Consider the following 12,634-nt stretch of genomic DNA (forward strand, 5'->3'; position numbering starts at 1 on the left):
ACCATGGGCAACCGCCCCGACGAACTACGGGCGTTGCTCGACTCGGTCGCCAAGCAGGACGGCGACTGGGTCGAGGCGGTGGTCGTCGGCAACGGCTCGCCCGTCCCGGATGTCCCCGCGGGCGTCCGGACCATAGAACTGCCCGAGAACCTCGGTATCCCCGGCGGCCGCAACATCGGCCTGGAGGCCTTCGGGCCCGCCGGTCGCGATGTCGACATAGTGATGTTCCTCGACGACGACGGGCTCCTCGCCCAGCACGACACCGCCGAGCTGTGCCGGCAGGCCTTCGAGGCCGACCCCGAACTCGGCATCATCAGCTTCCGCATCGCCGACCCGGAGACGGGCGTCACCCAGCGCCGGCACGTCCCGCGCCTGCGCGCCTCCGACCCGATGCGCTCCTCCCGGGTCACCACCTTCCTCGGCGGCGCCAACGCCGTCCGCACGAAGGTCTTCGCCGAGGTCGGCGCACTCCCGGACGAGTTCTTCTACGCCCACGAGGAGACCGATCTCGCCTGGCGTGCCCTCGACGCGGGCTGGATGATCGACTACCGGTCCGACATGGTGCTGTACCACCCGACGACCGCGCCCTCGCGGCACGCGGTCTACCACCGCATGGTCGCCCGCAACCGGGTCTGGCTGGCCCGCCGCAACCTCCCCGCGCCCCTCGTCCCCGTCTACCTCGGCGTGTGGCTGCTGCTCACCCTCCTGCGCCGCCCCTCGCGCCCGGCGCTGCGGGCGTGGTTCGGCGGGTTCAAGGAGGGCTGGACCACTCCGTGCGGACCCCGCAGGCCCATGCGGTGGCGTACGGTCTGGCGCCTGACCCTGCTGGGCCGTCCTCCGGTCATCTGACAAGCTCGGGGTACGCGTGACCGCGCGCGGGACGCGCGGCCGACCCCTCGAAACGTATCCGGCGGCGGATACATGTCAGTTCCTGTAGCACAATTCCGTAAGACGAACGCAAGACAGTCGTAAGACGAATCCGAAAATGAAGGCATCCACCCTTGAGTGAGACAACGCATGACGGCGGAGTCGCGGTGAGCCCGCGTCCGTCGCCCGACGAAGGCCTCACGGCGGCCCAACTGTCCGCCAAGTACGGGCTGACGGTGAGCGGTGCCCGCCCCGGACTCGCCGAGTACGTCCGCCAGCTCTGGGGACGCCGGCACTTCATCCTCGCCTTCTCCCAGGCGAAGCTGACGGCCCAGTACAGCCAGGCGAAGCTCGGCCAGCTCTGGCAGGTGGCCACGCCGCTGCTGAACGCGGCCGTGTACTTCTTCATCTTCGGCGTCATCCTGAAGGCCAGCCGGGGCATGTCCCGGGACGTGTACATCCCGTTCCTGGTCACGGGCGTCTTCGTGTTCACCTTCACGCAGAGCTCGATCATGGCGGGCGTCCGCGCGATCTCCGGCAACCTCGGCCTGGTGCGCGCGCTGCACTTCCCGCGGGCCTCGCTGCCGATCTCGTTCGCGCTGCAACAGCTCCAGCAACTGCTGTTCTCGATGACCGTGCTCTTCATCATCGTCGTCGGCTTCGGCAGCTACCCGAGCCTGTCCTGGCTGCTGATCGTCCCGGTCCTGCTGCTGCAGTTCCTCTTCAACACCGGGCTCGCGCTGATCGTGGCGAGGATGGGCGCCAAGACCCCGGACCTCGCGCAGCTGATGCCGTTCATCCTGCGCACCTGGATGTACACGTCGGGCGTCATGTTCTCCATCAGCAAGATGATGGAGGGCCGCTCCGAGGTGTTCGTCCGCCTGCTCCAGGTGAACCCGGCGGCCATCTACATGGACCTGATGCGCTTCGCGCTCATCGACGGCTACGGCGCGTCGAACCTGCCGCCGCACGTCTGGGTCATCGCCACCTTCTGGGCCGTGGTCCTGTTCGCCGGCGGCTTCGTGTACTTCTGGCAGGCGGAGGAGAGGTACGGCCGTGGCTGAGCAGAGCGTCGAGCAGACCCCCCAGGATCTGGTCCCCACCGTCATCGCGGACGAGCTGCACATCGTCTACCGCGTGCACGGCGCCAAGACCGGCAAGGGCAGCGCCACCTCCGCCCTCAGCCGCATAGTCAAGCGCGGCGAGGAGCGCGGCGTGCGCAAGGTGCACGCCGTCAGGGGCGTCTCCTTCGTCGCCTACCGCGGCGAGGCCGTCGGCCTGATCGGCTCGAACGGCTCCGGCAAGTCGACCCTGCTGCGGGCCATCGCCGGCCTGCTCCCGGCCGAGGAGGGCCGGGTCTACACCAACGGCCAGCCCTCGCTGCTCGGTGTGAACGCGGCCCTGATGAACGACCTCACCGGCGAGCGGAACGTCATCCTGGGCGGCCTCGCCATGGGCATGACCCGCGAGCAGGTCAGGGAGCGCTACCAGGACATCGTCGACTTCTCCGGCATCAACGAGAAGGGCGACTTCATCACCCTCCCGATGCGCACCTACTCCTCCGGAATGGCGGCCCGGCTGCGTTTCTCCATCGCGGCGGCGAAGGACCACGACGTCCTGATGATCGACGAGGCGCTGGCCACCGGCGACCGCAAGTTCCAGGTCCGCTCCGAGGAGCGCATCCGCGAGCTGCGCAAGTCCGCGGGCACGGTGTTTCTCGTCAGTCACAACAACAAGTCGATCCGCGACACCTGTGACCGGGTGCTGTGGCTGGAACGCGGCGAACTCCGGATGGACGGCCCGACCGACGAGGTCATCAAGGAGTACGAGAAGTTCACGGGCAAGTAGTCCGCGCGCATAGCGGGCGCAAAAGCCCAGAACGCTTCCCAGGGCCCCGCCGGAACTGCTCCGGCGGGGCCCTGCGTCTGCAAAGGAAACGTCAACTCGGCCCCGGCCAAGGAATCTTGACGCCAATCGGTGTGTTGTTGTGATGTGCAGGACACCCCGAGGAACCTTGCTGCGTTGTACAACGTAAGCTGTACCGGTGCCGAATAGCGGCAAGTGGGGCGATAATGCGCGACACCGTTCTGCGGGTAAGCCTGCGTTTAATCGTGCGGACGACTGGGCGGCGTGTCCGAAATAGTGTGTATTGGGTCGGCAGTGTAGAACGGGAGATGTGACGGCGATGGCTACGGAAACTCCCCAGCTCACCGAAGCATGTGCCGTCCCCGCCCCTGGCAGTGAGCGGTGACGGGAACCGGCTCCGCCGGCACCGGTGATCCGGAGCGCGGCACACTCGACAAGGCTGCGGGCGAGAACTTCCCTGTGGCGCCCTTCTTCCTGCCCAGAGCCTGGCGCACCGATCTCATGGCGGTGTACGGATTCGCCCGCCTCGTCGACGACATCGGCGACGGCGATCTGGCCCCCGGCGGCGCCGACGCCCGCCTCCTCGGCGTGTCGCCCGAGGATGCCGAGGACCGCCTGCTCCTCCTCGACGCCTTCGAGGCCGATCTGCACCGCGTCTTCGACGGCACCCCGAGCCACCCCCTGCTGCGCCGCCTCCAGCCGACCGTCCGCCGCCGCGCGCTGACCCCCGAGCCCTTCCTCGGCCTGATCGCCGCGAACCGCCAGGACCAGCTCGTCACGCGCTACGAGACCTACGACGATCTCCTCGCCTACTGCGAACTGTCCGCCAACCCGGTCGGCCGCCTGGTCCTCGGCGTCACCGGCACCGAGACCCCCGAGCGGGTCCGGCTGTCCGACGCGATCTGTACCGCACTTCAGATCGTCGAACACCTGCAGGACGTGACCGAGGACCTCGGCCGCGACCGCATCTACCTGCCCGCCCAGGACATGAAGCGCTTTCACGTCCAGGAAGCGGATCTCGCCACGCCCTCCGCGGGCGCATCGGTGCGCGCACTGGTTGCATACGAAGCAGAACGCGCCCGCGATCTCCTGAATGAAGGCGCCCCCCTGGTGGGTAGCGTCCACGGCAGATTGAAGCTGCTGCTCGCGGGGTTCGTGGCGGGGGGACGGGCGGCGGTCCGAGCGATCGTCGCCGCTGAATACGACGTACTTCCCGGCCCGCCCAAACCCGGCAAGATCCAGTTGCTGCGTGAGGTGGGCGTGACTCTGCGAGGAGAGGGGTGATCCGCAGCGTGGAGTCTGCACCGCACATGTCCGCACCGGTACTCGCCGCCTACAGCTACTGCGAGGCCGTCACCGGTCAGCAGGCACGTAACTTCGCGTACGGCATCAGACTGCTGCCGACGCCCAAGCGCCGCGCGATGTCGGCGCTGTACGCGTTCTCCCGGCGCGTCGACGACATCGGCGACGGCACGCTGCCGACCGACGTGAAGTCGGCACGCCTGGAGGACACCCGGGCGCTGCTCACCCGGGTCCGTGAGGGCAAGGTCGAGGAGGACGACACCGACCCGGTCGCGGTCGCCCTCGCGCACACGGCGGAGGCCTTCCCGGTCCCGCTCGACGGCCTGGACGAGCTGATCGACGGCGTCCTGCTGGACGTCCGCGGCGAGACCTACGAGACCTGGGACGACCTGAAGGTCTACTGCCGGTGTGTCGCGGGCGCGATCGGGCGGCTCTCGCTCGGCGTGTTCGGCACGGAGGCGGGGGCGCGCGGTGTCGAGCGCGCCTCGGAGTACGCCGACACGCTGGGGCTCGCGCTCCAGCTCACCAACATCCTCAGGGACGTCCGCGAGGACGCCGAGGACGGCCGTACCTATCTGCCCGCCGACGACCTCGCGAAATTCGGCTGCTCGGCCGGGTTCAACGGGCCGACGCCGCCGGAGGGTTCCGACTTCGCGGGTCTCGTGCACTTCGAGGTGCGCCGGGCCCGCACTCTTTTCGCCGAGGGCTACCGGCTGCTCCCCATGCTCGACCGCCGCAGCGGCGCCTGTGTCGCCGCCATGGCCGGCATCTACCGCCGCCTGCTGGACCGCATCGAGCGCGAGCCGGAGGCCGTCCTGCGCGGCCGCGTCTCCCTGCCCGGCCGCGAGAAGGCCTACGTCGCGGTGCGCGGCCTGTCCGGTCTGGACGCCCGGCACGTCACGCGGAGCACCCTCAGGAGGCGCACCTGATGGACGGAGTGGGCCAAGGTGATGGCACCGGAGAAATGCGGCAGGCAACCCTCCGGTGCGGCGTGGCGTCCCTGACTGCAACGGTCTGCCGTGGCTGGTTCGAGTGCCTCGGTGGGCGCGCAGGGGGGAGTGCACGATGAGCGACGGGACGCGGCCCGACGGGCTGCCCGCCGGGCCGGCTACGGGACCGGCCGGACGGCATGCCGTCGTGATCGGCGGCGGCCTCGCCGGCATCACCTCCGCGCTCGCGCTCGCCGACGCCGGAGTCCGCGTCACCCTGCTCGAAGGCCGCCCGCGCCTGGGCGGACTCGCCTTCTCCTTCCAGCGCGGCGACCTCACCGTCGACAACGGCCAGCACGTCTATCTGCGCTGCTGCACCGCCTACCGCTGGTTCCTCGACCGCATCGAGGGCGCGGCGCTGGCTCCGCTGCAGGATCGTCTCGACGTGCCCGTACTCGACGTGAACCGCCCCGAGGGGCGCCGCCTCGGCAGACTCCGGCGCGACCCGCTGCCCGTGCCGCTGCATCTGGGGCGCAGCCTCGCGACGTACCCGCATCTCTCGTTCGCGGAGCGCGCCAAAGTAGGACGTGCCGCGCTCGCGCTCAAAGGGCTCGACCTCGCCGATCCGGCCCTGGACGCGCAGAACTTCGGCAGCTGGCTGACCGCGCACGGTCAGTCGGCGCGTGCCGTCGAGGCACTGTGGGACCTGGTCGGGGTCGCCACCCTCAACGCGGTCGCGGGCGACTCCTCGCTCGCTCTCGCCGCGATGGTGTTCAAGACCGGTCTGCTCTCCGACTCGGGCGCGGCCGACATCGGCTGGGCACACGTCCCGCTGGGCGAACTGCACGACCGGCTCGCCCGCAAGGCGCTCGACTCCGCGGGCGTGCGCACCGAAGTCCGTACACGCGTCACCTCCATCTCTACAGACGAGAACGGCCGTTGGAGCGTTCACTGTCCCGGCGAGACTCTTGAGGCCGACACCGTCGTGCTCGCCGTACCGCAGCGCGAGGCCCACGATCTGCTGCCCGACGGCGCCCTCGACGAGCCCGAGCGGCTGCTGTCGATGGACTACTCGCCGATCCTCAACGTCCATGTCGTCTACGACCGCAAGGTGCTCGCCCGGCCGTTCTTCGCGGCGCTGGGCACCCCGGTGCAGTGGGTGTTCGACCGGACCGACGCGTCCGGGCTGAAGGACGGCCAGTACCTGGCGCTGTCCCAGTCCGCCGTGCACGACGAGATCGACGCGCCCGTGGCCGAGCTGCGGGAGCGCTACCTCCCCGAGCTGGAGCGGCTGCTGCCCGGTGCGCGCGGCGCCGAGGTGAAGGACTTCTTCGTGACCAGGGAGCGCACGGCGACGTTCGCTCCCGCCCCCGGCGTCGGACGGCTGCGGCCCGGCGCCCGCACCAAGGCCCCCGGCCTGTACCTGGCCGGAGCGTGGACCGCCACAGGGTGGCCCGCGACCATGGAGAGTGCGGTCCGCAGTGGGGTGAGCGCGGCGGACGCCGCACTCACCGCCCTGGGCCGGCCCCGCCCCCGTCACCTCTTCGAAGTCGAGGAGGCGGCGTGATGCTCGATCAGCAGGCGGCAGGCGGCCCCCGCACCTCCGGTACCGCGACAAGAGGAGAGACTGTGCCCACTGTGCCCCCGGCCGAGACGGCTGCCGACGCGGTGGACGTGTCCGCGCTCCTGGAGCGCGGCCGGACCCTTGCCACACCGGTACTGCGGGCGGCCGTGGACCGCCTGGCTCCCCCCATGGACACCGTTTCCGCCTACCACTTCGGCTGGATCGACGCCGAGGGCAACCCGGCGGACGGCGACGGCGGCAAGGCCGTACGCCCCGCGCTCGCCGTGCTCTCCGCCGAGGTCACCGGGGCGTCGCCCGAGACCGGCATCCCCGGCGCCGTCGCCGTCGAACTGGTCCACAACTTCTCGCTGCTGCACGACGACCTGATGGACGGCGACGAGCAGCGCCGCCACCGCGACACGGTCTGGAAGGTGCACGGCCCCTCCCAGGCCATCCTCGTCGGCGACGCCCTGTTCGCGCTGGCCAACGAGGTCCTGCTGGAGCTCGGCACCGTCGAGGCCGGCCGCGCCACCCGCCGCCTCACCACCGCGACCCGCGCCCTCATCGACGGCCAGGCGCAGGACATCTCCTACGAGCACCGCGACCGTGTCAGCGTCGAGGAGTGCCTGGAGATGGAGGGCAACAAGACCGGCGCCCTGCTCGCCTGCGCCTCCTCCATCGGGGCCGTGCTCGGCGGTGCGGACGACCGCACCGCCGACGTCCTGGAGAAGTACGGCCACCATCTCGGCCTGGCCTTCCAGGCCGTCGACGACCTCCTCGGCATCTGGGGCGACCCGGAGGCCACCGGGAAGCAGACCTGGAGCGATCTGCGCCAGCGCAAGAAGTCCCTGCCCGTGGTGGCGGCGCTCGCGGCGGGCGGACCCGCCTCCGAGCGGCTCGGCGAGATCCTCGCCGCCGACGCCAAGAGCAGCGACTTCGAGAACTTCTCCGAGGAGGAGTTCGCGGCCCGCGCCGCGCTCATCGAGGAGGCCGGCGGCCGCGAGTGGACCGCCGAAGAGGCACGCCGTCAGCACACCATCGCCATCGAGGCCCTCGACGCCATCGACATGCCCGACCGGGTTCGGGCGCAGTTCACGGCGCTCGCCGACTTCGTCGTCGTACGAAAGAGATGATCACTATCGGTCGAATAGCCCTCGCGTAGTCGCCGGCCGGTGCTGCGAACGAACGAGTACCGGCCGACGGCGGACCCACAGCAGAGACATGCCACTGCACGAAGGGGAAGCCATGACAGCGACGACCGACGGAAGCACCGGGGCCATGCCTCCCCGTGTTGCCGCGGCCAGCGAAACCGACATCAACACCCCCGTGGCGGCCGGGGTGCACGACGCCGCCGCGCTCTCGGTCCAACGCGCCACCGACTTCCTCCTCTCGCAGCAGGACGCCCAGGGCTGGTGGAAGGGCGACCTGGAGACGAACGTCACGATGGACGCCGAGGATCTGCTGCTCCGTCAGTTCCTGGGCATCCGCGACGAGTCGACGACCCAGGCCGCCGCACTCTTCATCCGCGGCGAGCAGCGCGAGGACGGCACCTGGGCGAGCTTCTACGGCGGACCCGGTGAACTCTCCACCACCATCGAGGCGTACGTCGCCCTCCGGCTGGCCGGGGACGCGCCGGACGCCCCGCACATGGCGAAGGCGTCCGCGTGGGTCCGCGAGCGGGGCGGGATCGCCGCGGCCCGGGTCTTCACCCGGATCTGGCTCGCGCTGTTCGGCTGGTGGAAGTGGGACGACCTGCCCGAACTCCCGCCGGAACTCCTGTACTTCCCCACCTGGGTGCCGCTCAACATCTACGACTTCGGATGCTGGGCCCGGCAGACCATCGTGCCGCTGACGGTGGTCTCCGCGATGCGGCCGGTCCGCCCCGCGCCCTTCCCGCTCGACGAACTGCACACCGACGCGGACCACCCGAACCCGGTCAAGCCCCTTGCCCGGGTGGCGAGTTGGGACGGCGCCTTCCAGCGGCTCGACAAGGCGCTGCACCTCTACCGCAAGGTCGCCCCGCGCAAGCTGCGCAAGGCCGCGATGAAGGCGGCCGGCCGCTGGATCATCGAGCGGCAGGAGAACGACGGCTGCTGGGGCGGCATCCAGCCGCCGGCCGTGTACTCGGTGATCGCCCTGCACCTGCTGGGCTATGACCTCGAACACCCCGTGATGCGCGCGGGACTTGAGTCGCTGGACCGGTTCGCGGTCTGGCGCGAGGACGGGTCCCGGATGATCGAGGCCTGCCAGTCCCCGGTGTGGGACACCTGCCTCGCGACCATCGCGCTCGCCGACGCGGGCGTGCCCGCCGACCACCCCCAACTGGTCAAAGCCGCCGACTGGATGCTCGGGGAGGAGATCGTCCGCCCCGGCGACTGGGCGGTCAAGCGGCCCCAACTGCCGCCCGGCGGCTGGGCGTTCGAGTTCCACAACGACAACTACCCCGACATCGACGACACCGCCGAGGTCGTGCTCGCGCTGCGCCGGGTCAGACATCACGACCCGGAGCGCCTCGACCGGGCCGCCGGACGCGCGGTCCGCTGGAACCTCGGAATGCAGTCGAAGAACGGCGGTTGGGGCGCCTTCGACGTCGACAACACCAGCCCGTTCCCCAACCGGCTGCCGTTCTGCGACTTCGGCGAGGTCATCGACCCGCCGTCGGCGGACGTCACCGCGCACGTCGTCGAGATGCTCGCCGTCGAGGGCCTCGCCCACGATCCGCGCACCCGGCGCGGCATCGAGTGGCTGCTCGCCGAACAGGAGCCGGACGGCTCGTGGTTCGGCCGCTGGGGCGTCAACTACGTCTACGGCACCGGGTCCGTCGTACCGGCGCTCGCCGCGGCCGGGATCCCCGGCTCGCACCCGGCGATCCGGCGGGCGGTGACCTGGCTGGAGACCGTGCAGAACGAGGACGGCGGCTGGGGCGAGGACCTGCGCTCCTACAAGTACGCCAAGGAATGGAGCGGCCGGGGCGCCTCCACCGCCTCACAGACGGCCTGGGCGCTGATGGCCCTGCTCGCGGCGGGGGAGCGCGACTCCAAGGCCGTGGAACGCGGTGTCGCATGGCTCGCGGAGACCCAGCGGGAGGACGGATCCTGGGACGAGCCCTACTTCACCGGCACGGGCTTTCCGTGGGACTTCTCCATCAACTACAACCTCTACCGGCAGGTCTTTCCGCTCACCGCGCTCGGGCGGTTCGTGCACGGAGAACCGTTCGCCCAGACATCGTTCTCCCCGGCCAAGGGGGGCTGATGGGCAGACAGTCCGCCGGACCGCCGCTGCTGATCGCCTGCGCGCTCGGCATCGAGCGCCTCGCCCTGCGCGCGGGCGACCGCTCCGGCGCCGGCGGGCCGGTCACCTTCCTCAGGACGGGGATGGGCCCCCAGGCGGCCGAGGAGGCCGTCTCCCGGCGCCTCGCCGACCCGGCGCTGGACGGGGCCGCCGTACTGGCCACGGGCTTCTGCGCCGGACTCGCCCCGGGTATGCACCCCGGCGACCTCGTGGTCGCCGAGGAGACCAGGGAGGCGCGCGGAACCGTTCCGTGCGTCGGTACCGAGCTGCTCGTCAAGGAACTCGTGCGGGCCCTGCCCGGCCGCACCGTCCACACCGGCCCCCTGACCGGCTCCGATCACATCGTCCGCGGACAGGAACGGTCGGATCTGCTCGCGACCGGCGCAATCGCGGTCGACATGGAGTCGGCGGCCACGCTGCTGAGCGCCGTGCGTACGGGCGCGCGCCCGGTTGCGGCCGTACGGGTGGTCGTGGACGCTCCTGAACATGAACTCGTCCGGATCGGCACGGTGCGCGGTGGAATATCGGCTTTCCGCGTTCTTCGATCCGTTCTTCCCGCTTTTTTCGAATGGCACCGTTCTTTGCTGCTCCCCCGGAGGTGAGCCAGATGGCCATGCCGCTGCGCCAGACAATCAAGGTCGCTACATACTTGGCTGAACAGAAGCTCCGCAAGCGGGACAAGTTCCCCCTGATCGTGGAGTTGGAACCTCTCTTCGCATGCAACCTCGCATGCGAGGGCTGCGGCAAGATCCAGCACCCCGCCGGGGTGCTCAAGCAGCGCATGCCGGTGGCCCAGGCCGTCGGGGCGGTGCTGGAGTCCGGTGCGCCGATGGTGTCCATCGCCGGCGGTGAGCCCCTGATGCACCCTCAGATCGATGAGATCGTGCGGCAGTTGGTGGCGAAGAAGAAGTACGTCTTCCTCTGCACCAACGCCATGCTGCTGCGCAAGAAGCTCGACAAGTTCACGCCCTCGCCGTACTTCGCCTTCGCGGTGCACATCGACGGGCTGCGCGAGCGGCACGACGAGTCCGTCGCGAAGGAGGGCGTGTTCGACGAGGCGGTGGAGGCGATGAAGGAGGCCAAGAAACGCGGCTTCCGGGTCACCACCAACTCCACGTTCTTCAACACGGACACCCCGCAGACCATCATCGAGGTCCTGAACTTCCTCAACGACGACATCAAGGTCGACGAGATGATGATCTCGCCCGCCTACGCCTACGAGAAGGCGCCCGACCAGGAGCATTTCCTGGGTGTCGCGCAGACCCACGAGCTGTTCAAGAAGGCCTTCGCGGGCGGCAACCGGCGCAAGTGGCGGCTCAACCACTCCCCGCTCTTCCTGGACTTCCTGGAGGGCAAGGTCGACTTCCCGTGCACGGCCTGGGCGATCCCGAACTACTCGCTCTTCGGCTGGCAGCGCCCCTGCTACCTGATGAGCGACGGGTACGTGCCCACGTACCGGGAGCTGATCGAGGACACCGACTGGGACAAGTACGGCCGCGGCAAGGACCCGCGCTGCGCCAACTGCATGGCGCACTGCGGCTACGAGCCCACCGCCGTCCTCGCCACCATGGGCTCCCTCAAGGAGTCCCTGCGGGCCATGCGCGAGACCGTCGCCGGAAACCGCGACTGACGCCATGACCGCCGTAGCTCTGGGCGTCCCCGAGATGCCGGTCCGGCCGATCGCCGAGCGACGTGTGTCGCGACGCATCGAGGTCGGATCGGTGGCGGTCGGGGGCGGGGCCCCCGTCTCGGTCCAGTCGATGACCACGACCCGTACGTCGGACATCGGCGCCACCCTGCAACAGATCGCCGAACTCACCGCGTCCGGCTGCCAGATCGTCCGCGTCGCCTGCCCCACGCAGGACGACGCGGACGCGCTGGCGACCATCGCTCGCAAGTCGCAGATCCCGGTGATCGCGGACATCCACTTCCAGCCGAAGTACGTGTTCGCCGCAATCGAGGCCGGTTGCGCGGCAGTTCGCGTCAATCCCGGCAACATCAAGCAGTTCGACGACAAGGTCAAGGAGATCGCGCGGGCCGCGAAGGACCACGGCACGCCGATCCGCATCGGGGTCAACGCCGGTTCCCTGGACCGGCGGTTGCTCCAGAAGTACGGCAGGGCGACGCCCGAGGCGCTCGTCGAGTCGGCCCTGTGGGAGGCGTCCCTCTTCGAGGAGCACGGCTTCCGCGACATCAAGATCTCCGTCAAGCACAACGACCCCGTGGTGATGGTCAACGCCTACCGGCAGCTGGCCGCGCAGAGCGACTATCCGCTGCACCTCGGGGTCACCGAGGCCGGGCCCGCCTTCCAGGGCACGATCAAGTCGGCGGTCGCCTTCGGGGCGCTGCTCAGCGAGGGCATCGGCGACACGATCCGGGTGTCGCTGTCCGCCCCGCCGGTGGAGGAGGTCAAGGTCGGCCTCCAGATCCTCGAATCGCTGAACCTCAAGCCCCGCCGGCTGGAGATCGTGTCGTGCCCGTCCTGCGGGCGCGCCCAGGTGGACGTCTACAAGCTCGCCGACGAGGTCACGGCGGGCCTGGAAGGCATGGAGGTGCCGCTGCGCGTCGCGGTCATGGGCTGCGTCGTCAACGGACCCGGCGAGGCGCGGGAGGCCGACCTGGGGGTCGCCTCCGGCAACGGGAAGGGCCAGATCTTCGTCAAGGGCGAGGTCATCAAGACCGTGCCCGAGTCGAAGATCGTGGAGACCCTCATCGAGGAGGCGATGAAGATCGCCGAACAGATGGAGCAGGACGGCGTCGCGGCGGGGGAGCCGGCCGTCACCGTGAGCTGAACCAGCACGGACCGAAGGGGGCC

At 69.9% G+C, this 12,634-nt stretch carries 12 protein-coding genes; all 12 read left to right on the forward strand.

The window, feature by feature from the left end:
- Nucleotides 1-3 precede the first annotated feature (3 nt).
- A complete protein-coding gene (locus OG407_RS42055; RefSeq protein WP_405868879.1) occupies nt 4-849 on the forward strand; it encodes a glycosyltransferase family 2 protein in 846 nt (281 codons plus the stop codon).
- A gap of 152 nt (nt 850-1,001) precedes the next feature.
- Nucleotides 1,002-1,931, forward strand: coding sequence for an ABC transporter permease (locus OG407_RS42060; RefSeq protein ID WP_405865625.1), 930 nt, complete (start codon nt 1,002-1,004; stop codon nt 1,929-1,931).
- Nucleotides 1,924-2,715: an ABC transporter ATP-binding protein gene (locus tag OG407_RS42065; protein ID WP_405865627.1), complete on the forward strand. Its 792-nt coding sequence runs from the start codon at nt 1,924-1,926 to the stop codon at nt 2,713-2,715. Before OG407_RS42060 ends, OG407_RS42065 begins: the two co-directional genes overlap by 8 nt.
- Before the next feature lie 399 nt (nt 2,716-3,114).
- Nucleotides 3,115-4,017 carry a squalene synthase HpnC gene (gene hpnC, locus OG407_RS42070; protein ID WP_328676205.1) on the forward strand — a complete coding sequence of 301 codons (903 nt, stop codon included), beginning with the start codon at nt 3,115-3,117 and terminating at the stop codon, nt 4,015-4,017.
- Nucleotides 4,014-4,964, forward strand: coding sequence for a presqualene diphosphate synthase HpnD (gene hpnD / locus OG407_RS42075; RefSeq protein ID WP_328676204.1), 951 nt, complete (start codon nt 4,014-4,016; stop codon nt 4,962-4,964). Before hpnC ends, hpnD begins: the two co-directional genes overlap by 4 nt.
- Nucleotides 4,965-4,999: 35 nt before the next feature.
- The gene (locus tag OG407_RS42080) at nt 5,000-5,104 is read left to right on the forward strand and encodes a DUF6380 family protein (protein ID WP_365299517.1); all 105 of its coding nucleotides are present in this window, start codon (nt 5,000-5,002) and stop codon (nt 5,102-5,104) included.
- A complete protein-coding gene (gene hpnE / locus OG407_RS42085) occupies nt 5,101-6,531 on the forward strand; it encodes a hydroxysqualene dehydroxylase HpnE (protein ID WP_405865630.1) in 1,431 nt (476 codons plus the stop codon). The genes OG407_RS42080 and hpnE overlap by 4 nt, the downstream gene beginning before the upstream one ends.
- Before the next feature lie 62 nt (nt 6,532-6,593).
- Nucleotides 6,594-7,661 carry a polyprenyl synthetase family protein gene (locus OG407_RS42090; protein ID WP_366096290.1) on the forward strand — a complete coding sequence of 356 codons (1,068 nt, stop codon included), beginning with the start codon at nt 6,594-6,596 and terminating at the stop codon, nt 7,659-7,661.
- A 112-nt stretch (nt 7,662-7,773) separates the two neighbouring features.
- Nucleotides 7,774-9,780 (forward strand): squalene--hopene cyclase, encoded by a 2,007-nt coding sequence (gene shc / locus OG407_RS42095; RefSeq protein ID WP_405865632.1) that lies wholly within the window; start codon nt 7,774-7,776, stop codon nt 9,778-9,780.
- Nucleotides 9,780-10,421, forward strand: coding sequence for a 1-hydroxy-2-methyl-2-butenyl 4-diphosphate reductase (locus OG407_RS42100; RefSeq protein WP_405865634.1), 642 nt, complete (start codon nt 9,780-9,782; stop codon nt 10,419-10,421). Before shc ends, OG407_RS42100 begins: the two co-directional genes overlap by 1 nt.
- Nucleotides 10,422-10,426: 5 nt before the next feature.
- A complete protein-coding gene (hpnH, locus tag OG407_RS42105) occupies nt 10,427-11,449 on the forward strand; it encodes an adenosyl-hopene transferase HpnH (RefSeq protein ID WP_405865636.1) in 1,023 nt (340 codons plus the stop codon).
- A gap of 4 nt (nt 11,450-11,453) precedes the next feature.
- Nucleotides 11,454-12,611, forward strand: a complete 1,158-nt coding sequence (ispG, locus tag OG407_RS42110) for a flavodoxin-dependent (E)-4-hydroxy-3-methylbut-2-enyl-diphosphate synthase (RefSeq protein ID WP_405865638.1) — start codon at nt 11,454-11,456, stop codon at nt 12,609-12,611.
- The last annotated feature ends 23 nt before the right edge of the window (nt 12,612-12,634 follow it).

This window comes from Streptomyces sp. NBC_01515 (genome assembly GCF_045040345.1).
In the GTDB taxonomy this organism is placed as follows: domain Bacteria; phylum Actinomycetota; class Actinomycetes; order Streptomycetales; family Streptomycetaceae; genus Streptomyces.